Origin of the sequence: Verrucosispora sp. SN26_14.1 (genome assembly GCF_004307965.1) — a bacterium.
GTDB lineage: Bacteria > Actinomycetota > Actinomycetes > Mycobacteriales > Micromonosporaceae > Micromonospora.
In genome coordinates, this window is record NZ_SISL01000047.1 from 1 (window position 1) to 23334 (window position 23334).

25 protein-coding genes are annotated in these 23334 nt (G+C 72.1%); 16 read left to right on the forward strand and 9 right to left on the reverse strand.

Annotation, left to right across the window (positions count from 1 at the left end; genetic code table 11):
- Nucleotides 1-147 precede the first annotated feature (147 nt).
- Both EYA84_RS07385 and EYA84_RS07390 read right to left on the reverse strand, forming a co-directional pair.
- On the reverse strand, nt 148-1545 hold the full coding sequence (locus EYA84_RS07385; RefSeq protein WP_131052269.1) for an MFS transporter: 1398 nt from the start codon (nt 1543-1545) through the stop codon (nt 148-150).
- Between the two features lie 23 nt (nt 1546-1568).
- Nucleotides 1569-2336: a glycerophosphodiester phosphodiesterase gene (locus EYA84_RS07390; protein WP_131052270.1), complete on the reverse strand. Its 768-nt coding sequence runs from the start codon at nt 2334-2336 to the stop codon at nt 1569-1571.
- Nucleotides 2337-2466: 130 nt separating this feature from the next.
- On the opposite strand from EYA84_RS07390, the gene EYA84_RS07395 reads away from it, so the two are divergent.
- From EYA84_RS07395 to EYA84_RS07405, 3 genes are read left to right on the forward strand one after another with little or no spacing between them, the layout of a single operon-like run.
- A complete protein-coding gene (locus EYA84_RS07395) occupies nt 2467-3138 on the forward strand; it encodes a hypothetical protein (RefSeq protein WP_131052271.1) in 672 nt (223 codons plus the stop codon).
- Nucleotides 3135-4817 (forward strand): hypothetical protein, encoded by a 1683-nt coding sequence (locus EYA84_RS07400; protein WP_131052272.1) that lies wholly within the window; start codon nt 3135-3137, stop codon nt 4815-4817. Before EYA84_RS07395 ends, EYA84_RS07400 begins: the two co-directional genes overlap by 4 nt.
- An 18-nt stretch (nt 4818-4835) precedes the next feature.
- Complete coding sequence (locus tag EYA84_RS07405; RefSeq protein ID WP_131052273.1) at nt 4836-5195, forward strand: hypothetical protein; 360 nt, start codon at nt 4836-4838, stop codon at nt 5193-5195.
- 48 nt (nt 5196-5243) lie between these two features.
- On the opposite strand, the gene EYA84_RS07410 is transcribed toward EYA84_RS07405, so the two are convergent.
- A complete protein-coding gene (locus EYA84_RS07410; RefSeq protein ID WP_236145641.1) occupies nt 5244-6023 on the reverse strand; it encodes a 1-acyl-sn-glycerol-3-phosphate acyltransferase in 780 nt (259 codons plus the stop codon).
- 176 nt (nt 6024-6199) lie between these two features.
- On the opposite strand from EYA84_RS07410, the gene EYA84_RS07415 reads away from it, so the two are divergent.
- The 3 genes from EYA84_RS07415 to EYA84_RS07425 are packed head-to-tail and all read left to right on the forward strand — an operon-like array spanning nt 6200 to nt 9153.
- Nucleotides 6200-7615: a cytochrome ubiquinol oxidase subunit I gene (locus tag EYA84_RS07415; protein WP_131052275.1), complete on the forward strand. Its 1416-nt coding sequence runs from the start codon at nt 6200-6202 to the stop codon at nt 7613-7615.
- Nucleotides 7616-7629: 14 nt separating this feature from the next.
- Nucleotides 7630-8628 (forward strand): cytochrome d ubiquinol oxidase subunit II, encoded by a 999-nt coding sequence (gene cydB / locus EYA84_RS07420; RefSeq protein ID WP_131052276.1) that lies wholly within the window; start codon nt 7630-7632, stop codon nt 8626-8628.
- Nucleotides 8629-8679: 51 nt separating this feature from the next.
- Nucleotides 8680-9153 (forward strand): OsmC family protein, encoded by a 474-nt coding sequence (locus EYA84_RS07425; protein ID WP_131052277.1) that lies wholly within the window; start codon nt 8680-8682, stop codon nt 9151-9153.
- Between the two features lie 68 nt (nt 9154-9221).
- Here the strand turns inward: EYA84_RS07425 and EYA84_RS07430 are convergent, their stop codons facing one another.
- On the reverse strand, nt 9222-9923 hold the full coding sequence (locus EYA84_RS07430) for a hypothetical protein (RefSeq protein WP_131052278.1): 702 nt from the start codon (nt 9921-9923) through the stop codon (nt 9222-9224).
- Between the two features lie 72 nt (nt 9924-9995).
- The gene (locus tag EYA84_RS07435; protein WP_131052279.1) at nt 9996-10457 is read right to left on the reverse strand and encodes a peroxiredoxin; all 462 of its coding nucleotides are present in this window, start codon (nt 10455-10457) and stop codon (nt 9996-9998) included.
- Nucleotides 10458-10602: 145 nt separating this feature from the next.
- Between EYA84_RS07435 and EYA84_RS07440 the strand changes: the two genes are divergently transcribed.
- The 4 genes from EYA84_RS07440 (at nt 10603) to EYA84_RS07455 (ending at nt 14434) form a co-directional block, all read left to right on the forward strand.
- Nucleotides 10603-11331, forward strand: a complete 729-nt coding sequence (locus EYA84_RS07440) for an SDR family oxidoreductase (RefSeq protein ID WP_131052280.1) — start codon at nt 10603-10605, stop codon at nt 11329-11331.
- A gap of 137 nt (nt 11332-11468) precedes the next feature.
- Nucleotides 11469-12257, forward strand: a complete 789-nt coding sequence (locus EYA84_RS07445) for a hypothetical protein (protein ID WP_131052281.1) — start codon at nt 11469-11471, stop codon at nt 12255-12257.
- A 2-nt stretch (nt 12258-12259) separates the two neighbouring features.
- A complete protein-coding gene (locus EYA84_RS07450; protein ID WP_131052282.1) occupies nt 12260-13459 on the forward strand; it encodes an NAD(P)/FAD-dependent oxidoreductase in 1200 nt (399 codons plus the stop codon).
- Between the two features lie 63 nt (nt 13460-13522).
- The gene (locus EYA84_RS07455) at nt 13523-14434 is read left to right on the forward strand and encodes an IclR family transcriptional regulator (RefSeq protein WP_236145642.1); all 912 of its coding nucleotides are present in this window, start codon (nt 13523-13525) and stop codon (nt 14432-14434) included.
- Here EYA84_RS07455 and EYA84_RS07460 read toward each other — a convergent pair.
- A complete protein-coding gene (locus EYA84_RS07460; protein WP_161594922.1) occupies nt 14365-14985 on the reverse strand; it encodes a cysteine hydrolase family protein in 621 nt (206 codons plus the stop codon). The two genes, EYA84_RS07455 and EYA84_RS07460, sit on opposite strands and share 70 nt — an antisense overlap.
- A gap of 173 nt (nt 14986-15158) precedes the next feature.
- Here EYA84_RS07460 and EYA84_RS07465 point away from each other — a divergent pair, with 173 nt between their 5' ends.
- From EYA84_RS07465 to EYA84_RS07485, 5 genes are all read left to right on the forward strand, one after another.
- Nucleotides 15159-15950, forward strand: coding sequence for an ABC transporter ATP-binding protein (locus EYA84_RS07465; RefSeq protein ID WP_131052285.1), 792 nt, complete (start codon nt 15159-15161; stop codon nt 15948-15950).
- A 22-nt stretch (nt 15951-15972) separates the two neighbouring features.
- Nucleotides 15973-16845 carry an ABC transporter permease gene (locus tag EYA84_RS07470; protein ID WP_131052286.1) on the forward strand — a complete coding sequence of 291 codons (873 nt, stop codon included), beginning with the start codon at nt 15973-15975 and terminating at the stop codon, nt 16843-16845.
- Nucleotides 16846-16973: 128 nt separating this feature from the next.
- Nucleotides 16974-18047, forward strand: a complete 1074-nt coding sequence (locus EYA84_RS07475) for an ABC transporter substrate-binding protein (protein ID WP_131052287.1) — start codon at nt 16974-16976, stop codon at nt 18045-18047.
- Nucleotides 18044-19774, forward strand: a complete 1731-nt coding sequence (locus EYA84_RS07480; RefSeq protein WP_131052288.1) for a thiamine pyrophosphate-dependent enzyme — start codon at nt 18044-18046, stop codon at nt 19772-19774. Before EYA84_RS07475 ends, EYA84_RS07480 begins: the two co-directional genes overlap by 4 nt.
- Nucleotides 19767-20267, forward strand: coding sequence for an aldehyde dehydrogenase family protein (locus EYA84_RS07485; protein ID WP_131052289.1), 501 nt, complete (start codon nt 19767-19769; stop codon nt 20265-20267). Before EYA84_RS07480 ends, EYA84_RS07485 begins: the two co-directional genes overlap by 8 nt.
- A gap of 43 nt (nt 20268-20310) precedes the next feature.
- Here the strand turns inward: EYA84_RS07485 and EYA84_RS07490 are convergent, their stop codons facing one another.
- On the reverse strand, nt 20311-21087 hold the full coding sequence (locus tag EYA84_RS07490; protein WP_131052290.1) for a hypothetical protein: 777 nt from the start codon (nt 21085-21087) through the stop codon (nt 20311-20313).
- Nucleotides 21088-21421: 334 nt separating this feature from the next.
- Between EYA84_RS07490 and EYA84_RS07495 the strand changes: the two genes are divergently transcribed.
- A complete protein-coding gene (locus tag EYA84_RS07495) occupies nt 21422-22597 on the forward strand; it encodes a low temperature requirement protein A (RefSeq protein WP_161594923.1) in 1176 nt (391 codons plus the stop codon).
- A 28-nt stretch (nt 22598-22625) separates the two neighbouring features.
- Here the strand turns inward: EYA84_RS07495 and EYA84_RS07500 are convergent, their stop codons facing one another.
- Together EYA84_RS07500 and EYA84_RS07505 are read right to left on the reverse strand one after the other, a co-directional pair.
- On the reverse strand, nt 22626-23237 hold the full coding sequence (locus EYA84_RS07500; RefSeq protein ID WP_131052292.1) for an LUD domain-containing protein: 612 nt from the start codon (nt 23235-23237) through the stop codon (nt 22626-22628).
- A complete protein-coding gene (locus EYA84_RS07505) occupies nt 23219-23332 on the reverse strand; it encodes a lactate utilisation protein LutB domain-containing protein (RefSeq protein WP_343232760.1) in 114 nt (37 codons plus the stop codon). Before EYA84_RS07505 ends, EYA84_RS07500 begins: the two co-directional genes overlap by 19 nt.
- Between the last annotated feature and the right edge of the window lie 2 nt (nt 23333-23334).

Below are 23334 nucleotides of genomic sequence, written 5' to 3' on the forward strand. Positions count from 1 at the left end.
GCCACGCACCCGGCCGACGGGTCGCCCGGACCGGCCATCCGGGGGCGGGCCAGGCAGGTGGGTACGGGGTCTCCGGCGCTCGTCACGGACCGGCAGCCTAGCCGATCGACGGCGCCCACCGGTCCACCGACGGCCCGCCGGTGTGCCTCACAGCACCCGTGGCGGCGTGTTGCCGGCGGCCACGATCGCCCGCCGGATCGGCACCGCCAGCAGCAGCAGGAACCCGACCACGAAGAAGATCAGCAGGGAGACCAGGCCCACCCGGTAGGAGTTGGTGAGCTGGAACACCAGACCGAACGCGAGCGGCCCCAACCAACTGGTGCCCTTGTCGCTGATCTCGTAGAAGCCGTAGTACTCGCCCTCCTTGCCGGCGGGGATGAGCTGGCTGAACAGCGATCGGCTCAGCGCCTGGCTGCCGCCGAGGACCAGGCCGATGGCGGCGCCGAGCACCATGAACGGCACCGGTGCCTCGGCCGGCAGCCGGAACGCGCCGAGGATCACCGCGGTCCACAGCACCAGGCTCAGCAGGATCGTCTTCCACGCGCCGATCCGCCCGGCCAGCCAGCCGAGGCCGAGCGCGCCCCCGAACGCCAGGAACTGCACCAGCAGGATCGTCACGATCAGGGTGCTCTGGTCCAGCCGCAGTTCCTCGGTGCCGTACTGGCTGGCCAGGGTGATGACGGTCTGGATGCCGTCGTTGTAGACCAGGAACGCCAGCAGGAAGAACAGCGTCAGCGGGTACGCCTTGATCTCCCGCAGGGTACGGCCCAGTTGCCGGAACCCGTCGGTGAGCACGTTGCCGCCGGGACCGGCGGCCACCGCCGCGGCGGTGGGACGCTCGCGCAGCCAGCGCAGCGGCACCAGGGTGAACACCGCCCACCACACGCCCGCCGACACGATGGACCAGCGCGCCAGGTCGAGGGTGCGTTCCGGGGTGCCGTTGTCGAACGACTGCACCGCGACCAGGTTGAACGCCAACAGCAGGCCACCGCCGAGGTAGCCCAGCGCCCAGCCGCGACTGGAGATGCCGTCGCGTTCGTCCGGCCCGCCCAACTGCGGCAGGAACGAGTTGTAGACCACGATCGCCGCACCGAAGCTGATGTTGGCGATCATGAACAGGGCGCCGCCGAGGAGGTACCGGTCGCCGGTGACGAAGAGCATCCCGATGGTCGCGCCGGCGCCGGTGAACGCGGTGCTGGCCAGCAGCCGCTTCTTGTGCAGCGACCGGTCGGCGATCGCGCCGATCACCGGCAGCACGAAGACGGTCAGCAGCACCGACAGCGAGATCAGGTACGGGTAGTACGAGCCGGCGGCCACCTTGATGCCCAGCGGGTAGACGTACCCGCTGCAGTCGTCGGCGCCGAGTTCGCAGCCGGCGGCCATCTTGGCCACGCTGGTCAGGAACGGCCCGAGGAACACCGTGATGACGGTGGTCTGGAAGGCCGAGTTGGCCCAGTCGTAGATGTACCAGCCGGTGCGCTCGCGGCGGGTGCTGGCGGGTTGCGGGGTGTCGTCCTGCGCGGCAGGGGTCGCCGTCTCGGCCATGTGGGGTCCTTTGCCCGGGGTGTTCAGGCGGCCCAGTGGCCGCGGCTGCGGTAGACGTCGCGCAGCACGCCGACGTGGTCGGTCATGATGCCATCCACACCGAGATCAAGTAACTCGTGCATCTCGTCAGGTTCGTCGATCGTCCAGACGTGCACCTGCACGCCGAGTCGATGGGCGGTGCGCAGCAGGCGGCGGTCCACCACCGGTATCCGGCCGAACCGCACCGGCACCTGCGCGGCCACCACCGACGGCGGCAACCGCAGCGGCCGACCGGTCAGCGAGGACCAGCGCAGCCGGGCCACCCCGCGTACGCCGAGGCTGGTGGCGACCCGACCGTGGGTGAGGGCGCGCAGCCGGGTCAGCCGGGCGTCGCTGAACGAGGCCAGCAGCACCCGGTCACCGGCGCCGGCCCGCGCCACCGTGGACACGGTCGGTGCCACGCCCGGGTCGGACTTCACGTCGATGTTGAAGCGCACCTGCGGCCAGGCGTCGAGCACCTCGTCCAGGCGGGGCACGGCGGCGGCCCCGCCGACGCGTACGGTGGCCAGGTCGGCCCAGCGCAGCGCGGAGAGCCGGCCGCGCTGCCCGGTGAGCCGTTCGAGGGTGTGGTCGTGGAACACCACCGCGACGCCGTCGGCGGTGCCGTGCACGTCGGTCTCCACATACCGGTAGCCCAGCTCGACGGCGCGGGCGAAGGCGGCCGTGGTGTTCTCGTCGCCGTCGCCGGCACCGCCCCGGTGCGCGAAGGCCAGCGGCGTCGGGGCGTCGAGGTACGGGTGACCGGAGGGCACGCAGCGCAGTATGCCCGCCGCCGGTGGCCTGCGGACGACCGACCGGTGACCGACGGGTGCCCGTCGCCGGTGCCGGATTCCGGACAGTGATCATCCTAACGCGCTGCGCGACGTTCACCATGGGGCAGTGATGCCGTGGCAGCCGTTCCCACAGCCCGGACCGCCGACGGCGCCCCGGTCGACGCTGACCGCGCACCCGGTCGATCCGCTGCCGCCCCGGGTCACCCCGCCGGACCAGTCGCCGCAGCCGCGCCGGACACCCGCCGGCGCCTGGTTGTTCGTGGCGGTGGCGGTGGCCGGCGGGAGCCGGTGGGGCGCCGAACTGGTCCGAGGGTGGGCCGCCGACCTACCCACCGCCGACGGGGTGCCGGGGCTGGCGGCGGAGCTGCTTCGCGTCCTGCTCTGGGCGGTGACCTGGCCCCGGTGGGAGCTGGCACCGGCGCAGCCTCCGATGGTCGGTTACTGGATCTCGGAGAACCTGCGCACGCTGCTGTTCGTCGCCGGCACGGTGTGGCTGCTGCGCTGGCTGGCGGACCGACCCGCGCCGTCTGCGGTCTACCGGATGTGCGCGGTCGTCGGCGTGGTCGGCGTGGCCACGGTGCTCGCCGCGTTCGGCGGGGCGCTCGTCGGCATGCTGCTCGTGCCCGACGATCTCGTGTTGTCCAGCGACCCGCAGCGGTGGATGAGCGTGACGGTCACCGACGCGCTGCAGGCCGGGCTGTTCTACGGCCCGCTGCTGGCGGTGGCCGCGACACGATCCGAGGCGCGTCCGCGCCGGGTGGACGGGGGTTGGCCGAGATGACCGCACGGACGGATCCGCTGGTGCCGGGGCAACGCCCGTCGCCGCCGCCGGTGCACAGTGAGGCGACCCGCTACCTGTGCGTGGCCGCGCACACCGACGAGCGGTTCGCCGAACGGGTGCTCGACGAGGTGCTCGGCGACGAGTTGCGGGCGGTGGCGCCCTCGGTGGGCTTCGACGTCTCGCCGGTGCTGCGGCACTGCCTGGTGGCCCGCCACCGGCGTCGTCGCCGGGACCTGCGGCTGTTGGTCTTCGGTGGCCTGGCGGTGCTGCTCGCCCCGCTGTGGACCCTGTTGGTGATCGGCGCGATGCGGGTCGGCACCTCCCTGACCCCGTTCCGCCCGACCCGGGAGCGGATGCTCGGTCCGCTGCTGGGCATGATCGTCGTCGCGCTGAGCGCCCTGGTCCTGCTGATCCAGTTCCACCTGGTCACCGTCGTGGGGTCCAGCCCGGCCGGATGGCTGGTCGGGCGACCGTGGCTGGCGTTGCCGGCCGGGATCGCCGCGTTCCTGGCACTCGCGATCCATCTGCACGGCACCCGCTGGCTGCTGCTGACCCGGTTGCGGCGGGACCGGTTCCTGGCGACGGCGCCCGACGAGGTGTCCCTGCCGTCCCGCTACGCCGACCGGCTGGCCGCCGTCGACGAGGCCCAGCACGGCAACGTCACCGTCTACGGCGGGTACGTGCCGTTCGTCGGGCACGGCACACCGGTGGCCGGATGGTCGTTCGCGCTGCCGATCCGCCCGGCCGAGCACGTCACCGGGCTGAGCCGACCGGAGCGGCCGGAGCGGCCGGAGCCGGCGCCGTTCACCGTGCTGGAGCTGATCGACCACGTACGCGGGCGGCTGGCCTCGCTCGACGCCGGCCTGGGGGCGGACCGGCTGGCCGGCCTGACGCTGGAGGACCGGGTCTTCGTCGGCGGCCACCTGCTGACCGGGGACCACCGGTTGCTGCCGGACCAGGAACGGGCGCCGCGTCAGCGCTTCACCCCGGAGGAGATCCGCCAGGTGGCGGCGAACCCGCAGGGCGCGGCCCGGCACTACCTCTGCGCGCTGGTGCCGTCCTGGGGCGCGGAGGTGGTGGCGGGCACGTTCCTGCACTTCTCCACCGACGGGAAGCTGCTCTATCTGGAGTGCGCCCGCACGGTGCTGGAGCCGCCCCGGTGGGCGTACCACGAGGTGGACCGGCTGACCGACTGGATGTCGGCGCGGCAGTTGGTGCAGATGCTCGCGGTCGCCACCGACCGCCTGGTGCCGACCGCCGTCGGTGCCGCCGGCCGGTTGCTGACCGACCTGGGTCACGCGCTGCGGCACCGGGCGCGACAGGCGCGGCTGCGGCGGTTGGCCCGTGAGGACCTCGGGTACGACCACGGCGCCCGGGTCGGGGTGCGGGAGTTGGCGACCGGCACCGACTACCACAACTACTTCCAGGTGCTCGACGCGGCGAAGCACCTGAAGGTGGTGGAGCGGCACGTTCTCGCCGCGATCGTGGACTTCCTCGACGAGCGGGGCCTGGACACCGCCGAGTTCCGCAGCCGCCAGACGATGATCCTCAACCAGGGCATCGTCCAGACCGGCGGCCTCAGCGTGGTCGGCAACCAGGCGGTGGGGTCCGGTGCCCGGGCCGAGCAGCACGGCCAGCCGCCACCGGCCGGTGGCGGTGAGCGGCCACGGCCGGTGTGAGACACAGGGGAGAGGCGCATGTCGGAGACGTCGGCGAACTACGGCATCCAGCAGTCCGGCGGGGTCAGTCAGGTCGGTAACCAGGCCGTCGGCCCGGGTGCGTCGGCGGTCGGCGGCGCGCTCTGGGCCACCGCGCCCGGCGTGGACGTCCCGGCGCTGGTGACCCGGCTGGTGGAGGTGCTCGACCGGCACCGGGACGAGTTGGACGACCCGGCCCGCGCGGTCGCCACGGAGCTGCGGGCGCAACTGGCCCGGCCGCATCCGGAACCGGCGCGGGTGACGGCGTTGCTGCAGCGCCTGGCGGCGCTGGCGACGCCGGTCGCGCCGGTGGCCTCGGCGGTCACCGAGGTGTTGCGCGCGATCCAGCAGGCCGGCTGATCCGGCCTCGCCACCCGCCGGACAGCGGCGCGCACCGGGCGGTGCCGGTCAGCCGGGGGCGGGGCGGCGTCGGTGGGAGCGGCTGGTGTCCACCGGGCGGCCCGGGTCGACGTGCCGGGGCCGGTCGGGTTCGTCCCGGCGCAGCGGCACGAGGGTGTCGGTGAGGGCGTCGATGATCCGGTCGGTGGCCAGGCGGGCGACGCCGGGCGTACCCGGACGCAGGTCGGTCAGGTCGACCGGGTCGCCGAAGTGCACCCGGACGGTGGGACGGCGGACCAGCGCGCGGGCGACGCCGCCGAGCAGACCCTTGGGCGCCTGGTACGGCAGCACCTCGTGCGAGCCCCACTGCGCCACCGGCACGACGGGCGCGCCGCAGGTCAGCGCCAGACGGGCGGTGCCGGTCTTGCCGCGTTCGGGCCACAGGCCCGGGTCGAGGCCGATCCGTCCCTCGGGGTAGACCAGGATCGGCGCGCCTGCGGCGACCGCGGCGGCGGCGTCGTCCAGGGCCCGGTGGACGCCGGTGGTGCCCCGGTCGACCCGGATGTGCCCGGCGCGGCGCATCGCGGCGCCGATCACCGGGGCGCGGAACAGCCCCCCGGTGGCCATGATCCGGGGCGCCATCCGCCGGCTGCGGCAGGCGGCGGCGAGCACGATCGGGTCGAACGGGCTGAGATGGTTGGCGGCCAGGATCAGCGGCCCGTCGCGCAGGTGCGCGGGGATGTCGCCGGTGACCTCCAGCCGGGCCAGCGCGCCGACCACGACGCGGGCGAGCAGCTGGGCGGTACGCCAGATCAGTGGCGGCTGCCAGGGGGAGTGGGCGTGGTCCACAGCCGGTGATGGTCGCACGGCGGGAGCCACCGGTGCCGGACAGGGGGGTCGCACGGCAGAGGTGATCAGGGTCATTGGTCCCGGGACGGTTCGGGTCGCCAGCCCCTACCTCACGTCGTACGACGAGCTGTAGTATTTACTACGTCTCGTAGTATCAGCAGCCCTGGGGGTCGCAGGTGGACGCATTGGACGTCGCCCGCTGGCAGTTCGGTGTCACCACCGTCTACCACTTTCTCTTCGTACCGCTGACCATCGGACTCTCCGTCCTGGTCGCCATCCTGCAGACCCTCTGGCACCGCACCGGGGACGAGAAGTACCTCAAGCTCACCAAGTTCTACGGCAAGCTGTTCCTGATCAACTTCGCGATGGGCGTGGTCACCGGCATCGTGCAGGAGTTCCAGTTCGGCATGAACTGGAGCGACTACTCCCGCTTCGTCGGCGACATCTTCGGCGCCCCGCTCGCCATCGAGGCACTGGTCGCCTTCTTCCTCGAATCCACCTTCATCGGCCTGTGGATCTTCGGCTGGGACCGGCTGCCGAAACGCCTGCACCTGGCCAGCATCTGGGCCGCCGCGATCGGCACCAACCTGTCGGCGTACTTCATCCTCGCCGCCAACTCGTTCATGCAGAACCCGGTCGGCTACTGGATCAACCCGGAGACCGGACGCGCGGAGCTGACCGACTTCGTCGCCGTGCTCACCAACAAGGTCGCCCTGATCACCTTCCCGCACACCATCGCCGGTGCATTCCTGGTCGCCGGATCGCTGCTGGTGGCGGTCGCCCTGTGGCACCTGATCCGCCGCCCCGACAGCGAGGACACCCCGGCGTACCGGTTCGCGGCCCGCTTCGGCTCCTGGGTCACCCTGGTCGCCGCCGCCGTCGTGGTGATCACCGGCGACATCCAGGGCAAGATCATGACCGAGGTGCAGCCGATGAAGATGGCCGCCGCCGAGGGCCTCTACGACACCGAGAGCCCCGCCTCGTTCTCCGTGCTCACCATCGGCAGCCTCGACGGCAGCCGGGAACTGTTCGCCATCAAGATCCCGTACCTGCTGTCGTACCTGGGCACCGGCGACCCCAACGGCACCGTGCACGGCATCAACGACCTCCAGGCTCTCTACACCGCCCAGTACGGCCCCGGCAGCTACACGCCGATCATCCCGGTCACCTACTGGAGCTTCCGATTCATGATCGGCTTCGGGCTCGCCGCCGCCGCCATCGCGCTGCTCGTGCTCTGGTCGCAGCGCAGGGGGCGTACGCCGCGCGGCAGGTGGCTGCTCCGCGCCGGCCTGGTCATGCCGGTCCTGCCGCTGCTGGCCAACTCCTTCGGCTGGATCTTCACCGAGATGGGCCGCCAGCCCTGGATCGTCTTCGGCGAGATGCTCACCCGCGACGGCGTGTCCCGCAGCGTCTCCCTGGGTGAGGTGCTCACCAGCTTCGCCGCCTTCACGATCATCTACGCCGTCCTCGCCGTGGTCGAGGTGAAACTGCTGATCCGGTACGCGAAGGCCGGCGTCCCCGACGTCACGCCCGACCCGGAACCCGACGACACCGACGACGACGCGGACCGCCCGCTCGCGTTCGCCTACTGACCCGGAGCCCCACCGTGGAACTGACCACCATCTGGTTTCTCCTCGTCGCCGTGCTGTTCACCGGCTACTTCATCCTGGAGGGCTTCGACTTCGGCGTCGGCATGCTGCTACCCGTCCTGGGACGCGACGACCGCGAACGCCGCGTCATGATCAACACGATCGGGCCGGTCTGGGACGGCAACGAGGTCTGGCTGATCACCGCCGGTGGCGCGATGTTCGCCGCCTTCCCCGAGTGGTACGCCACCCTCTTCTCCGGTTTCTATCTGCCGCTGCTGCTCATCCTGCTGGCCCTGATCGCCCGGGGCGTCGCCTTCGAGTACCGCCACAAGCGCCCCGAGGCGTCCTGGAAGCGCCGCTGGGACAACGCCATCTTCTTCGGCTCGCTCATCCCGGCGATCCTGTGGGGCGTGGCCTTCGCCAACATCCTGCGCGGCGTACCCCTCGACGCGGACCACGAGTTCGTCGGCGGACTGGTCGACCTGCTGCACCCGTACGCGCTGCTCGGCGGCGCGACCACCGCGGCGCTGTTCGCCACCCACGGCGCCGTCTTCATCGCCCTCAAGACCGTCGGCGACATCCGGGGCCGTGCCGCCACCCTCGCCGTACGCCTCGGCGTGGTCAGCGCCGTGCTGGCGGTCGCGTTCCTCACCTGGACCCTGACCATCCGCTCCAGCCCCACCGCCGTGGTGCTCGCCACCGGCGCCGCCCTGGCGCTGCTCGGCGGTCTCGCCGCCGCCCGCGTCCGTCGTGAGGGCTGGGCCTTCACCGGCACCGCGCTGGCCATCGGCCTGGCCGTGGCGACCCTGTTCGCCGCCCTGTTCCCCATCGTGATGCCCTCCACGCTGGACCCGGCCGGCACGCTGACCGCCACCAACGCCGCCTCGACCCCCTACACGCTGAGGATCATGACCTGGGTGGCGGTGTTCTTCACCCCGATCGTGCTCGCCTACCAGGGCTGGACGTACTGGGTCTTCCGCAAGCGCATCGGCGTCACGCACATCCCGCAGCACTGACCGGATCGGCCCGGGACCCCGCGTCCCGGGCCGATCCGGCACCATGACCTGATGCCACACCAGCACACCTACCGCACCACCGTCACCTGGACTGGCAACCTCGGCACCGGCACCAGCGGCTACCGCGCCTACCGACGCGACCACGACGTCACCGCCGACGGCCCGCCCCCGATCGCCGGCAGCTCCGACCCGGCCTTCCGTGGCGACCGCACCCGGTGGAACCCCGAGCAGCTCCTGCTGGCCGCGCTGTCCCAGTGTCACATGCTGGCCTACCTGCACCTCTGCGCCGACAACGGCATCGTCGTCACCGACTACGTCGACACCGCAACCGGCAGCATGACCACCGACAACGCCACGGGCAGCGGCCACTTCACCGAGGCCGTCCTGCGTCCCCGGGTCACCCTCGCCGACCCCGCCGACACCGACACCGCAACCGCACTGCACGACCACGCGCACCGGGTCTGTTTCATCGCCAACTCGGTGAACTTCCCGGTCCGGCACGAGCCGAGCACCGTCACCGCCTGACCCGGGCGAGCAGACACGTGGGGCCCGGGACGACCGCTGTCCCGGGCCCCACGTTCACCTGTGCCGGGTCAGCCCGCCTCGCGCAGTTCCGCCAGCCGGGCCTCGATCTCGGCCAGCTCGGCCCGCAGCTTCTCGGCCTGCCGCTCGGCCTCGGACCGCTCCGACGTCAGGATCTGCTCCACCGCCTCGTGCACACCGGGCACGTCGACCAGCGCCACCATCCGCAGCGCCTCTGCCGGCTTGAGCACGTACGGCTTGGCCAGCACCTTGCCGCCCTGTTGCGCGGCCACCGTCCACTCGCCCTCGGCGTACGCCAGGGTGACCGTCAATCCGGCCGGTCCCTTCGGCTTGGCCGCCTTGACCGGCCGCCGCGCAGCGGGCTTGGACTCGACCGTCTCCACCTTCGGCTCCTCCTGTCGACCCGGCTCCTCGCGCCGGGGCTGCGGCACCCGGTCCAGCACGAACTCCGGCTCCGCCACCGGCGGCTCGACCGGCGCCGGCTCCACCTTCGGCTCGGCCGGTCGGCGGCCGGCACCCCGGGGCGCCACCGCCACGTCGGCGGGGGAGAAGGGCAACTCGTCGCGGCCGAAGCGCACCACCACGTACTCGTCGGACACCGCCGGGTCGGTCAGCTCGACCACCTGGCCGATCTGCCCGGCGATCTGACCGGCCGAGGCCGTGAACACCACCTTCGGCTTGCGTCCCGCGGCCAACGCCTCTCGGATGCCGCGCACCTCGTCATCGGACAAACCCTGGCCAGCGACACCCATCGCGCTCCCTCATCCGTCGTACACGTGTTCAGTCGCCTGCTTTGATACCAGTCCCCGGCGACAACCTGAAGATCAGCCCCCCAACGCCTTCAGCGCCCGGTCCGCGTGCTGGTTCATGTCCAGTTCACTGTGCACCACCTCGACGACACGTCGATCGGTGCCGATCACGAAGGTCATCCGTCGGGTGCTCAACGCGCCCAACGGCAGCCGCCGTCGTACCCCGAACCGGTCCGCCACCGCGCCGTCGGGGTCGGACAGCAGGGGAAAGTCGAAGTCGTTGCGGCGGGAGAACTCGGCCTGCCGCTGCACCGGGTCCCGGCTGATGCCCACCCGTTGCGCGCCCACCGCGGCGAACTCCGCCGCCAGGTCACGGAAGTGGCAGCTCTGCGCGGTGCAGCCGCGCGTCATCGCGGCCGGGTAGAAGAACAGCACCACCGGCCCGTCCGCCAGGAACTCCGACAGCCGTCGGAGGCGGCCGGTCTCGTCCGGCAGCGCGAAGTCCTCGACCAGTTCCCCGACACTCACACCCGCCATGTGCGCTCCTCACTCGACACCGTCGTCGGCGAGAGCGTATGCCACGCCCGATCACCGGCCGTGTCCTCGGCCACACCCGGCTACCGGCGCCGGTCAGCGCCCCGGTAACGTCGCCGACACCGGCTCGGGGCAGGGGAGACGATCAATGGCACCGGTCACCGTCATCACCGGCGGCGGTCGCGGCATCGGCGCGGCCACCGCCCGGCGGCTGGCCCGCGCGGGCCACCACCTCGCTCTCGGTTACCGTCGCGACCACGCCGCCGCCGACGCCGTCGTGACCGAGCTGCACACCACCGGGGTACGTGCCGTCGCGGTGCCCGCCGACACCCGCGAGCCCGACCAGGTGGCCGCCCTGTTCGACGCCGCCGAGGCCCTCGGCCCGCTCACCGGCCTGGTGAACAACGCCGGCGTCACCAGCCCGATCGGCCCCTTCACCGAGCTGCGCCTGGACGACCTGCGGGAGGTGGTCGACGTCAACCTGGTCGGCTACGTGCTCTGCGCGCAGCAGGCCGCCCGGCGGATGGCGGCCGGCGGTGCGATCGTCAACATCTCCTCGGTCGCCGCCACCCTCGGCGGTCCCGGCGAGTACGTCCACTACGCCGCGGTCAAGGCCGGCACCGACGCGCTCACCGTCGGCCTGGCCAAGGAGTTGGCCCCGCGGGGCATCCGGGTCAACGCGGTGGCGCCGGGCATCATCCGCACCGACATCCACGCCCTCTCCGGGCAACCGGACCGGCCCGAGCGTGCCGCCGGCCGGATCCCGCTGGGTCGTCCCGGGGAGCCCGACGAGGTCGCGGCGGCCATCGCCTGGCTGCTCGGCCCGGACGCCTCCTACACCAGCGGCGCGGTGCTGCGCGTCGGCGGCGGTCTCTGACCTCTCCCGGTCCTCACCCCTACTCTGGCGTGCGCGGACGCGCCCGTCGGGTGGGTTGACCACGTCCCGCCGCACCCCCTATCGTTCCAGTACGTCGAACGGCGTACGGCTCAGTCGAACATTCTGATGGGGGTGTCGTGGTCGAGACCGCTCTGGGCGTCATCGTCCCGCCGGCCAACCCGACCGTCGAGCCCGAACTGCGCCGCCTGCTGCCGCCACGGCTGCGCTACCACGTGGCCCGGCTCCCGGTCGTCGACGGTTCCCTCGCCGACCGGCTCGACCGGTACGCCGACCTGCTGCCGGAGACCGCCGCCACGCTGCGGGGACTGGACCTGCGGGCCACCTACGTCGCCTGCACCGGCTGCTACTACCGGCCCCGGCACGCCGACGCCGACCACGTCGACCGGACCGCCGGCGACCGGCTCGGCAGCCCGGTCGTCGGTGCCGCGAGCGCCGTGCGGCAGGTGCTCGACCGTCTCGCCGTACGGTCACTGACCCTGGTGTCGCCGTACCCGGACTGGCTCACCGCGCAGGCGGCGGCGTTCTGGCGGACGACCGGCCGTACGGTCACCGAGGTGGTGGCCGTGCCCGGCACGGGCGCCATCTACGACCTCTCCTCGACGACGGTCGGCGACACCGTGCACCGCGTGCTGGACACGCTCGGCGCGACCGCCGCCGACGGGCACGCGGTGCTGCTGACCGGCACCGGCGCGCCGAGCCTGGACGTACTCGACGACGTCGTGCCGCGCTCACCCGTGCCGGTGCTCTCCTCGAACCTGGCCGGTGCCTGGCAGTCGTTGCGGACCGCTGGGGCCTCGCACCTGGCGACGCAGTCGCCGAGTCCGGCGCTGCGGCACCTGGCCGCCGTCCTGGACGGCACCGCCCCGACGCAGATCGCCGGCGGTCCCGCCGGCCGGAAGGAGTGAACGTGCCGCCAAGCCACTCGGTGCAGGCACCGGTCGTCGTCCTCGGCGGCGGACCGGTGGGCATGGTGACCGCCCTCGCGCTGGCCCGCTACGACATCGGTGTGGTCGTGCTGGAACAGGGCCATGACGAGGTGCGCTCGGAGTGGCGCGGCTCGACGGTGCACCCGCCGACGCTCGAACTGCTCGACGAGCTGGACCTGGCCGCGCCGGTGCTCGCCGAGGCCGTCCGGGTACGCCGGCTGGACTACCGCGACCTCGAACTGACCGAGTCCGCCCAGTTCTCCTACGACCTGCTGGAGGGCGAGACACGCTACCCGTTCCGGCTCCAGTACGAGCAGTACAAGCTGGTCCGGCAGTTGCGTCGGGCGGTCGCCGAGACACCGAACGTGGACCTGCGTTTCGGCCACGAAGTGGTCGGGCTGCGCCAGGACGACACCGGCGTCGAGCTGGAGGTGGCCGTCGACGGCGGGCGGCGTACCGTGTCGTGCCACTGGGCGGTGGCCGCCGACGGGGCGCACAGCATCGCCCGCAAGCTGCTCGACGTGCCGTTCCCCGGTTTCACGTACCCGTCGATGAGCCTGGTGGTGGCCACGCCGTTCCGGTTCGAGGACGCGGTGCCCGACCTGAGCGAGGTCGGCTACTGGTCCGGCCCGCGCGGCCGGTTCTCGCTGATCCGCACCCCGGACATCTGGCGCGCCGCGCTGTCGACGAACACCGGGGTCGACGACGAACCGTCGACCGGCACGCACCCGGACTTTCTGGCCGCCGTGGAGCTGCTGCTGGGCTCGCCGACCCCGCCGGACGGGTTGCTGCCGCTGCACCAGCACCAGATGTACCGCAGCCACCAACGGCTGGCCGGCTCGTTCCGGATCGGTCGGGTCCTGCTGGCCGGCGACGCCGCCCACCTGAGCAGCACGACCGGGGGCATGGGCCTGAACTCCGGCATCCACGACGCGATGGCGGTGGCCGCCGCGCTGGCCGAGTCCGACCAGGAGACCGCGACCACCGCGTACGCGCAGCGACGCCGCTCGATCGCCGAGCGCTTCGTGCAGCCGACCACCACCGAGAACCGCACCTCGGCGGACGCGGCCGACCTGGCCGGGCGCCGGGAGCGGCTGGTCCGGCTGCGGGCGGTGGCCGACAACGCCGAGGAGGCCCGAGCGTATCTGCGGCGGGTCAGTATGCTCGGGATCCAGCACTAGGCGCCGCACGCCGGTGCCCGCCCGACGGCACGCACGAGAGGTCACTGTCGAATGGAGTCAGCGGTGCCGGTGAGTGAGCCGGCGGACGGCCACCGTTACACCGCGAGCGGCCTGGGTCGCGCGCTGGCCGTGATCGACCTGCTCGCCGAACGCAGCCCCGAGATGGTCGGGGTCTCCACCGTCGCGCGGGACCTGAGTCTGCCCAAGGCGGTGGCCCACCGCATCCTCAAGGAGCTCACGGCCAACCAGTTCGTCACCTTCGACGAGGAGACCCGGCGCTACCGCCTGGGACCGGGGGCGCTGGCCGCCGGTCTGGCCGCGCTGCGCGCCATCGACGTGCAGGCGACCACCAACCGGCACATGCGACGGTTGGTGGAGATCACCGGGGAGACGGCCACGCTGTCGATGCGGCAGGGCTGGGTGCGCGTCTACACCGACCAGGTGCTCTCGCCGCACGAGATCCGGATGTCGGTCACGCTCGGTTCCCGGCACTCGCTGGTCGCCGGCTCGTCGTCCAAGGCGATCCTGGCGGCGTTGCCCGACGCCGAGGTGTCCGAGTATCTGTCCACGCATGAGCTGGTGTCGATGACGTCGGCCACCATCACCTCCGTCGAGCAGCTCTGGGAGGACCTGCGGGCGGTACGCGGGCAGGGCTACGCGGTGAGCCGGGGTGAACGGCAGGCGGGTGCGGCGAGCGTGGCGGCGGCCATCCGGCTCGCCTCCGGCGAGGTCTACGGGTCGTTGTCGCTCTGCGGCCCGCAGGACCGTTTCTCCTCGCGCCTGCTGACCGAGTACGGCGATCTGGTGGCCGACGCGGCCCGCCAGGTCAGCGCCGAGCTGGGTTACCAGTCCGCCCCGGAGTCGGCCGAGGCCGCGCCACCGGCCAAGCGTCGCAGTCCTCGCCGTCAGGTGGCCCGTGCCTCGGCCGACCAGCCCGACAGCAGCTCGGCCGAGGTCGTGGTCTCGCAGAAGTAGAACCCGAGGTTGCGGATCGCCGGCTCGGCCAGGTCCGGGCGGGTCCAGCCGACCATGTCCGTCGGCAGGGTGACGGCCAGGTCGGCCATGTACGCCTCGCGCACGGTCGAGTCGACGCAGACGTTGGCCGCCGTGCCGACCACCACCACGTGGTCGCGTTCGTGTGCCCGCAGCAGGTTGTGCAGGGGCGTGCCGACGAAGGCGCTGTAGCGCGTCTTCTCCAGGTGGCAGTCGCCGGGCGCGGGGCGTAGCCCGTCGGCCAGTTCGGCGCCCCAGGAGCCCGCCTCGCAGACGCTGAGCGGGCTGCGGCCCATCGCCTCGGCGCGGGCACGGCGGGCCGGTGACACGAGCTGGTCGTGGGCGGCCTGCCGGACCCAGACGACGAGGCAGCCGGCGGTCCGCGCCGGGTCCAGGAATCCGGGCAGCCGGCGGGCCAGATCGGCGTTGACACCGACGTCGGCGCCGAGCGTCGCCATGGCCCCGGCGGGGGAGCAGAAGTCGTTCTGCATGTCGATGACCAGCACCGCGGTCCGCCACGGGGGGTACTTCATGAGGTTTTCTCCCAAATCAGGGGATTGATCCGGATCGATGATGCCGAGTCGGGTCCTACAGGCCATTGACCTTGCCGCCGAACATAGCTTACGTTCGCACCAACAGAACGGCGTACTGCACAAGCGAACAATCTCGCGATCAAACGCGGGCCGGTCGGTGACAGGGGTAGCCCATGAGTGCGATCAAAGTGGAGGGCGTCAGCAAGGTCTTCGCCGGCGCCGGCGGGCAGTCGATGCTCGCCCTGAGCGACGTCTCGCTCGACATCGCCGACGGCGAGTTCGTCGTGCTGCTCGGGCCCTCCGGGTGCGGCAAGACCACCCTGCTGCGCATCATCGGTCAGTTGGAGAGCCCGACCGTCGGCCGGGTGAGCCTCGACCACGGCTCGCGGTCCGACGGCGACCGCCCCCTGGGCTTCGTTTTCCAGGAGGCCACCCTGATGCCCTGGCGGACCGCCGCCGCCAACGTGGCCCTGCCGCTGGAGATGGCCGGCGTCGGCCGCCGGGAACGCACCGCGCGGGTCCGCGAGATGCTCGAACTCGTCGGCCTGCCGGAGGCCGAGGGAAAGCACCCGCACCAGTTGTCGGGCGGCATGCGCCAGCGGGTCTCCATCGCCCGCGCGTTGGCACACGACCCGCAGGTGCTGCTCATGGACGAGCCGTTCGGCGCGCTCGACGCGCAGACCCGCGACATGATGAACTCCGAGCTGCAGCGCATCTGGCTGGAGAACCGCAAGACGGTCGTCTTCGTGACGCACTCCGTCTCCGAGGCGGTGTTCCTCGCCGACCGCATCGTGATGCTGGGGACCAAGCCCGGCCACATCCACTCCATCACCGAGGTGACGCTGCCCCGGCCGCGCACCATCGACATGACCGAGACCGCCGAGTTCCGCCATCTCGCCGCCGAGCTGCGTCGACAGATCGGCGCGGTGCAGGACCCCGACAACCGATCCGCCGTCTCGGCCTGACCGCATACCGAGGTGCCGCACAGTGACTGCCACTAAAGAGCGCCAGCCGGCGCCGACACCCTCCGCCGAAGAGTTGCTGAAGCCACCACCGCCGACCTGGAAAGAGCGGCTGCGCAACAACCGGTGGCTGTCCTTCTACACCAGCCCCCTGTTGATCGCACTGTTCCTCGTGGCGTGGAAGATCTACGTCGAGGTCACCGACCTGTCCCGCTTCGTGCTGCCGCCGCCGGAGGCGGTGTTCAAGGCGTTCAGCGAGCAGATCGTCGACCCGTTCGTCTGGCGGACCCACATCTGGACGACCTTCTACGAGGTCATGATGGGTCTGGCGCTGGCGATCGTGCTGGGCGTCGGGCTCGGCCTGATGATCGGCAAGTCGCCGCTGTTCGACCGGATCGTCCGGCCGTTCATCGTCGCCACCCAGGTGGTGCCGAAAGTCGCGCTGGTGCCGCTGTTCATCCTCTGGCTCGGCTTCGGCCCCTCCTCCAAGGTGGTCATCGCCGCGCTGCTGGCCTTCTTCCCGCTGCTGATCAACACCTCGTTCGGTGTCCGGTCGGTGCCGGGCTCCATGCACGACCTGATGACGACGCTCAAGGCGTCGCGGTGGACACGGTTCTGGAAGGCCGACCTGCCGTACACGATGCCCTTCATCCTGGCCGGCATGGAGCTGGCGGTCGTCCAGGCGACCATCGGCGCGATCGTCGGCGAGTACCTCGGCGGTGACAAGGGCCTCGGCCGGTACGCGGTCAACCTGCAGAACAACCTCCAGGTCGACAAGCTGTTCGGCGCGATCCTGATCATGGCCCTGTTCGGCTTCACCCTCTACAGCATCGTCACCGGCGCCCGCCGGTTGCTGATCCCCTGGCACGAGTCCGTGCAGCCGCGCCGCCGCCCCTGACCGACGGCCCGGCCCTCACCTGACGACACCCCACACGACCCGGTCGGCGCCGCGACGCGGCACTGGCGGACCTCTCCTTGCCCGAATCCGTCACCCCATCCGTACCTTCCTCGCCCCGGGAGTCCTCCGTGACACATAACCCCTCCTTCGGCGCGCCGGTCTCCCGGCGCTCGCTCCTGCGGTTCGGCGCCTCCGCCGGGCTGCTGCTGCCCACCGCCGGCGGCATGACCCTGATGCTCAGCGGCTGCGGCGGCGACGACAACCAGGTCAACGCCGACGGCAGCCTGAACGGCTCGTACATGACCGCCTCCGGCCTGACGTTGAGCTTCGTGGAGACGATGGTCGCCAAGGAGCGCGGCTACTTCGCCGAGCACGGCCTCAACCTGGACATCAAGGGCGGGCAGGGCACCGCCACCGCCATCCAGGCCGTCCTCGGCGGCTCGGCCGACATGACCCGCGCCAACGGCATCAACGCGATCATCGCGGTGGCCAACGAGGACGCGCCGTTCGTCAGCATCGCCAGCGTCCGGCAGAAGTCGCAGTTCGAGGTGGTGTCCCTGCCCGACGACCCGATCCGCAGCCCGGCCCAGCTCGCCGGACGCACCTGCGGCATCGTCTCCACCGGCGGCGCCACCGAGAACCTGCTCGACGTCATGCTGATCAACGCGGGCATCGACCCCGGGTCGGTGCAGCGTCCGGTCACCGGTGTCGGCACCGCCGCGTACGAGTTGGCGCGCCGGGGCGAGGTGGACGCCTGGATCTGCGTCAACACCGACCGGGCCACCATCCAGAAGGAGATCGGCGAGGTCGTCTTCTTCAGCACCGACGAGCACGCGCCGATGCCCTCGGACTCGTACAACACCAGCCTCAAGATGGTCGAGTCGGACAGCGACATGCCGGTGCGGTTCCTGGCCGGTGTACTCAAGGCCATCGACTACGCCAGCAAGGAGGAGAACTGGGAGCAGGTCATCAACGACCTGCGCACGTACAACCCGGAGGCGGACGCCGCCCAGGCCCGCGCCGAGCTGCCCCTGCTGGTGGAGAGCTGGCAGGCCGCCGGCCCGGAGAACACCCTGCAGATGGACCCGCAGACCTGGCTCACCGGCCAGGAGAGCCTGGTCAAGGCCAAGCTGGTCAACTCCGCCGCGCCGATCGAGAAGCTCATCTACCCGGACTACCTCGCCCGCGCGAGGGAGTTGTGACGGCCGACCCGGCCGCCGTCGGTGGCGCCGCCGCGGTCCTCGCGGCGGCGGCCGCCAGCGGCGTACGCCGGCTCTGGTTCAACAGCGGCTCCGAGCTGACCTCCTTTCAGGAGGCCGGCGCGCAGGCACGCCAGAAGGGCGAGCCGACCCCGGAGATCATCACCTGTCCGCACGAGCACGTCGCGCTGACCGCGGCGATGGGCGAGACCATGGTCTCCGGTGGACCCAGCATGACGGCCGCCCACGCCGACCTCGGTCTGCTGCACCACGGCGGCGCGATCCACAACGCCATGTGGGGCGACCACCCCATCATGATCATGTCGGGGTATCCGCCGACCCGCGCGGAATCGCGTACCTCGCCGGTGTTCTGGAAGCAGCAGCGCTGGGACCAGGGCGCGATCGTGCGCCAGTACGTCAAGTGGGACTACAAGCTCTCCGCCCTCGACGACGCCGCCCTGGTCGTGGCGCGTGGCCTGCAGGTCGCGCTGGCACCCCGACGCGGGCCGGTCTATCTGGCGATGCCGGAGGAGGTGGGACGCCACCCGGTGCCCGTCGGCGACCGGGTGCCCAGCGCCCAGGCGCTCGGCGTGCCGACCCTGGGTCCCGGCGACCCCGGCGTGGTCAGCGAGGTGGCCCGCCGCCTGCGGACCGCCCGCCGCCCGGTGGTGGTCACCGACCGGGTCGGCGAGAACCCCCGCGCGGTACGGCTGCTCGCCGAACTGGCCGACACCCTGGGCGTGGAGGTGCGCGCCTCCCGCTACCGGGTCAACCTGCCCGACGACAACCCGTGGCACACCAGCGCGCCGCTGGACCAGTTCGACGTCGTCGTCGTGCTGGACCACCCGGTGCCGTGGATGCCCGCACTGGAACAGCCCGCCGAGGACGCGTGGATCGGCTGGGTGGGACCCGACCCGATCGAGAGCCGGGTCCCGCTGTACGAGTTGCGGGCCGACGCCCGCACGACCGCCGACCCGGCGGCGTTCCTCGCCGCGGTGCTCGGCGAGGTCGGCTCGGGCGACGCCGACACGGTGCGGCAGCGCCGCGGGCGCCCCCCGGGCGTCGGCACGAAGCGGCACACCGCCGGCAGGGGAGCGGCCGGCGGTGTGCCCACCCCCTCGTTGATCGCGGCGGCACTGGACGCCCACCTGCACCCCGACGACCTGCTCACCTGGGAGGTCTTCGACACCACGGCGGTGCGCCGCACGAAGCCGGGCACCCTGTTCGAGAAGGGCGGCTCCAGCCTCGGCTGGTCGGTGGCCGCGGCCACCGGCGCCAGCATCGCCGCCGGTGGCGCGCACGCCGTCGCGGTCACCGGGGACGGCTCCTACCTGTTCGGCTCGCCGGACTCGTGCCTGTGGTTGCAGCAGCAGCACGACGCCCCGATCGTCACCGTCGTGGTCAACAACGGCGGGTACCGCACCGGCACCACCACGCTGGCCGCGCACTACCCGGACGGTCTGGCCGTCGCCGAACCCACGGTCCTCGGCGGTCACCTCACCCCGTCGCCGGACTTCGCCGCGCACGCCCGCGCGCAGGGCTGCTACGGCGAGCGGGTGGTGCGCGCGGCCGATCTGACCGCCGCCCTGGACCGGGCCCGTGCCGCCGTGCAGCGCGACCGGGTACCGGCCGTGCTGGACGTCTGGGTGCCCGAACACCTCACCGGGTCGATGGACCCGGATCGCCGGGCGCGCACCCCGGCCGCTGACGAAGGGACCAGTGATGGCTGAGGTCGTCTCCCCGATCGACGCCCGGGTCCTGGCCCGGGTGGCGCCCGCCTCGCCGGACGAGGTGCACGCCGCGGTCCGCGCGGCGCGGGCCCGGGGCGCCCGGGCGGTCGTCGACGGTGGACCGGTCGGCGTCGACGGCCGTGGCTTCTTCCACGAACCCGTGGTCCTGACCGGTGTCGGCAACGACGACCCCGTCGCCCGGCAGGAGATCTTCGGCCCGGTCGCGGTGGTGATGCCGTTCGACACCGACGAGGAGGCGGTGGCCCTGGCGAACGACTCACCATACGGGTTGGCCGGTGCGGTGGTGTCCGCCGACCGGGTGGCGGCCGTCGCGGTGGCCGAGCGGCTGCGCGCCGGACGGGTGAGCGTCAACGACGGTGCGACCCCGGACGTGCGGTTGCCGTTCGGCGGTTTCGGACGCTCCGGGATCGGCCGGGAGTTCGGCCTGGAGGGGGTGCTGGAGTACACGGAGGTCCAGACGTTGCAGTGGTAGCCGATCCCGGGGCCGGGTGGAGCCCCGGGGCCGGCAGGGTGGGTCAGCAGCCGAGGCGGTGGCTGGCCAGGGCGATGTCGTCGATCCAGAGGTCGAACGCACCCGGGGTGGTGCCGCCCTGGTAGAGCTGCCAGCCGATCTTCACGGTGTTGACGTTCGGCAGGATGAACGGCACGTCGTTGCCGCCGTGCTCGGTGGTGGAGGCGGTCAGCTCCGGGTTCGCCACCCCGTCGATCCAGACCGTGACGCGGTTGTCGGTCGGGTCGATCTTCCACTCGAAGCACTGCCAGGTGTCCTCGACCACGGGGGCCGACTCCCGCCAGTTGGTCCAGTCGCCGGTCGGCCCGCCGTCGGCGCCGACGCCCCAGAAGATGCCGGGGACGGTGGGGGCGTACTGGCCGCCGACCGGCCGGACGACTTCGGTGCTGCCGCTGCCGGTGGCCTCCACGAGGGTGAAGTGCGCCCAGTCGGGGGCGGTGGGGAAGGCGTCCACGCGCAGCCGCATCCGGCCGTAGAAGCGGTTGCCCGGTGCGGCGAAGTCGTCGACGCGCAGGAAGGCGCGTCCGTTGTCGACGGTGTGGACGTGCAGCACCTGGTTGCCCCGGTGGGTGCGTTCCACGGTGAGCGTGCCGTTGCGGGTGTCGATGCCCCAGTTCAGGCTGCTGGCACCGCCGCGCGGCAGGCGTTCGAAGTCCTCGCAGAACAGCAGGTGCCGGGTGCAGGAGCCGCGTTGCGAGGCGTTCGCGGCGTCGGACGGGACGCTGCCGGCCATGACGGCGAGCGTCAGCGCGGCGGTCAACGCGGCGAGAAGTGTGCGCATGCCTGTCCTCCGATGGTCGCCACTGCGGCGGTCCGCCGCCGGGCACCCGGCGTCCGACCTCCGGTGCGTCACGGGTGCCCAGGCGGGACGGTGGGACACGGGCCCGTCGACCGCCTGTGGAAGCGTTCCCATATATAGCAGACAGTGGATGTCTGCGCTGACCGCGCCCGGCCCTTTGGGCCCGGTCGGCGCGAGTCGGCACGGTTCGCGCGAGGAGGAGGCGCGTACTCGACGGACCGCGCACCTGACAGCCGGGACATTCATACGATATAGCCCATATGGAGACGCAAGGGGAATCCGCGGTGACGGTGCCGGCCGACGGCCGGATACCGCGATGACCTCTGTCAACAGCCTGCTCCGCAGTGCCGCCGCCCCGCGCCGGGCCACCTTCCTGGAGCTCTTCTTCGACCTCGTCTTCGTCGTCGCGCTCGCGCTGCTGTCCGAGACCCTGGTGACCGAGTTGACCTGGCGCGGCGTCGCCGAGGCCGTCGTCGTGCTGCTCGCCGTCTGGTGGGTGTGGGTGCTGACCACCCTGGTCACCGACCTCTACAACCCGGACAGCTGGGTCATCCAGGTGGTGACGGTCGGCGTCATGTTCGGCGCGCTGATGATGGCCGCCGCGCTGCCGTCCGCGTTCGGCGACCGCGCGGGCATCTTCGCCGGGGCGTACGTGGCCAGCCACCTCGGTCGAGGATTCCTCTTCTTTTTGACGTTGCACGAGCCGATCCCGCGCCGACGGGCGGTGCGGATCTGGGCGTGGTTCGGGATCTCCTCGGTCGGGTGGATCGCCGGTGCCTTCGCCGACAGTGACGTACGCCTGTGGTGGTGGGGTGGGGCGGCGGCCGTCGACTACCTGGCCTTCGCGTTCGGTTACCCGTTCCCCGGTCGACGACGGATCGGCACGGCCCAGTTCAACCCGATCGCCGAACACACGGCCGAGCGGTACCACCAGTTCTTCATCATCGCCCTGGGCGACATCATCCTGGTCGCCGGCCTGACGTACAGCGCGTACCCGGTCACCGCCGACCGGACCGCGGCGATCGTGGTGGCCTTCGCCAGCGCCACGCTGCTGTTCCGGATCTACGTACACCGGGCCGCGGCGCAGTTGACCCAGGCCATCGAGAAGGCCCGGGAACCCGGCCGGTTCGCACGGTCCGCGCCCTACACCCACCTGCTGATGATCGGCGGGGTGGTGACCGCCGCCGCCAGCGCGAAGCTGATCATCACCGAGCCGGCCGGGACGGTCGGGCCGGAAGTGCTCGCCGTCGTCGTCGGCGGACCGGCGGTCTTCCTCCTCGGTCGGACCCGCTTCGAGTACGAGGTCTTCGGCCGGGTGGCCTGGCCGTTGCTGGCCGGTATCGCGCTCCTCGGCGTGCTCGCCCCGGTCGCGTTGGCACTCACCCCGCTGCTGGCGGTGGTCTGCGCCAACCTGGTCCTGTTGGCGATCGTCCTGTTCGATGTCGCACTCGGCGGACGCCGCAACCCCGTACCGGCCGCGCCACCGCTGTGACCCGCCGCGACAGCGGCCGGGCCACGCCTCAGGGCAGCAGGATGACGTGCAGCGTCCGGGGGCCGTGCACGCCCTCGACCCGGTGGAGTTCGATGTCGCTGGTGGCCGAGGGTCCGCTGATCCAGGTCAGTGGGCGGTGCGGGGTGAGGCGGGCGAGCGCCGCCGGCACCCCGGCGACCACCTGGGCGGCGCGGACGACGCAGATGTGCAGGTCCGGCAGGAGGCTGAGGACACGTCGCCCCTGGTCGGGTGAGCCGTCGAGGACGACGGTGCCGGTCTCGGCGACGGCGACGGCAGCGGCGGTGACGACACCGTCCGCGGCGGCGATCCGGGCGTTGTCGAGCCCGTCGTCGGGCAGCACGGTCACCGTCGCGGGCAGCCAGGCCGACGGCAGCCCCGGTGGGACGACCACCGTCGCGGACGCCGGCAGGAGGTCGGCGATCGTCTCGGCGACCGTCGTCTCGGGCACGCGGTGCACCCGGGCCCGGTAGTCGGTCAGCCGGTCCACCAGCAGGTCCAGGTCGACTGCACCCTCCCGCCGGTAGTCGCGCGGCACCGGGATGCCGGCTCCGCTCTCGCCGATCGCGGCGCGCAGCCGACCGAGGACGACGTCCCGGCCGCTCACCGCTTCGACCACCATTCGCGGAAGGACTCGGCGGGCGGCTCGGGCAGGTCACGGCTGGCGGTCCAGCCGTCCAGGGGCGGCGGCAGGCCCCGCCCGCGCCGACCGAGCAGCC

What these genes read in the sequence shown, in the direction of transcription:
- EYA84_RS07465 (WP_131052285.1), top strand. Translation starts at nt 15,159, where the DNA reads ATGAGTGCGATCAAAGTGGAGGGCGTCAGCAAGGTCTTCGCCGGCGCC.
- EYA84_RS07435 (WP_131052279.1), bottom strand. Translation starts at nt 10,457, where the DNA reads ATGGCGGGTGTGAGTGTCGGGGAACTGGTCGAGGACTTCGCGCTGCCG.
- EYA84_RS07485 (WP_131052289.1), top strand. Translation starts at nt 19,767, where the DNA reads ATGGCTGAGGTCGTCTCCCCGATCGACGCCCGGGTCCTGGCCCGGGTG.
- EYA84_RS07430 (WP_131052278.1), bottom strand. Translation starts at nt 9,923, where the DNA reads ATGGGTGTCGCTGGCCAGGGTTTGTCCGATGACGAGGTGCGCGGCATC.
- EYA84_RS07400 (WP_131052272.1), top strand. Translation starts at nt 3,135, where the DNA reads ATGACCGCACGGACGGATCCGCTGGTGCCGGGGCAACGCCCGTCGCCG.
- EYA84_RS07460 (WP_161594922.1), bottom strand. Translation starts at nt 14,985, where the DNA reads ATGAAGTACCCCCCGTGGCGGACCGCGGTGCTGGTCATCGACATGCAG.
- EYA84_RS07405 (WP_131052273.1), top strand. Translation starts at nt 4,836, where the DNA reads ATGTCGGAGACGTCGGCGAACTACGGCATCCAGCAGTCCGGCGGGGTC.
- EYA84_RS07440 (WP_131052280.1), top strand. Translation starts at nt 10,603, where the DNA reads ATGGCACCGGTCACCGTCATCACCGGCGGCGGTCGCGGCATCGGCGCG.
- EYA84_RS07395 (WP_131052271.1), top strand. Translation starts at nt 2,467, where the DNA reads ATGCCGTGGCAGCCGTTCCCACAGCCCGGACCGCCGACGGCGCCCCGG.
- EYA84_RS07490 (WP_131052290.1), bottom strand. Translation starts at nt 21,087, where the DNA reads ATGCGCACACTTCTCGCCGCGTTGACCGCCGCGCTGACGCTCGCCGTC.
- EYA84_RS07425 (WP_131052277.1), top strand. Translation starts at nt 8,680, where the DNA reads ATGCCACACCAGCACACCTACCGCACCACCGTCACCTGGACTGGCAAC.
- EYA84_RS07385 (WP_131052269.1), bottom strand. Translation starts at nt 1,545, where the DNA reads ATGGCCGAGACGGCGACCCCTGCCGCGCAGGACGACACCCCGCAACCC.
- EYA84_RS07500 (WP_131052292.1), bottom strand. Translation starts at nt 23,237, where the DNA reads ATGGTGGTCGAAGCGGTGAGCGGCCGGGACGTCGTCCTCGGTCGGCTG.
- EYA84_RS07495 (WP_161594923.1), top strand. Translation starts at nt 21,422, where the DNA reads ATGACCTCTGTCAACAGCCTGCTCCGCAGTGCCGCCGCCCCGCGCCGG.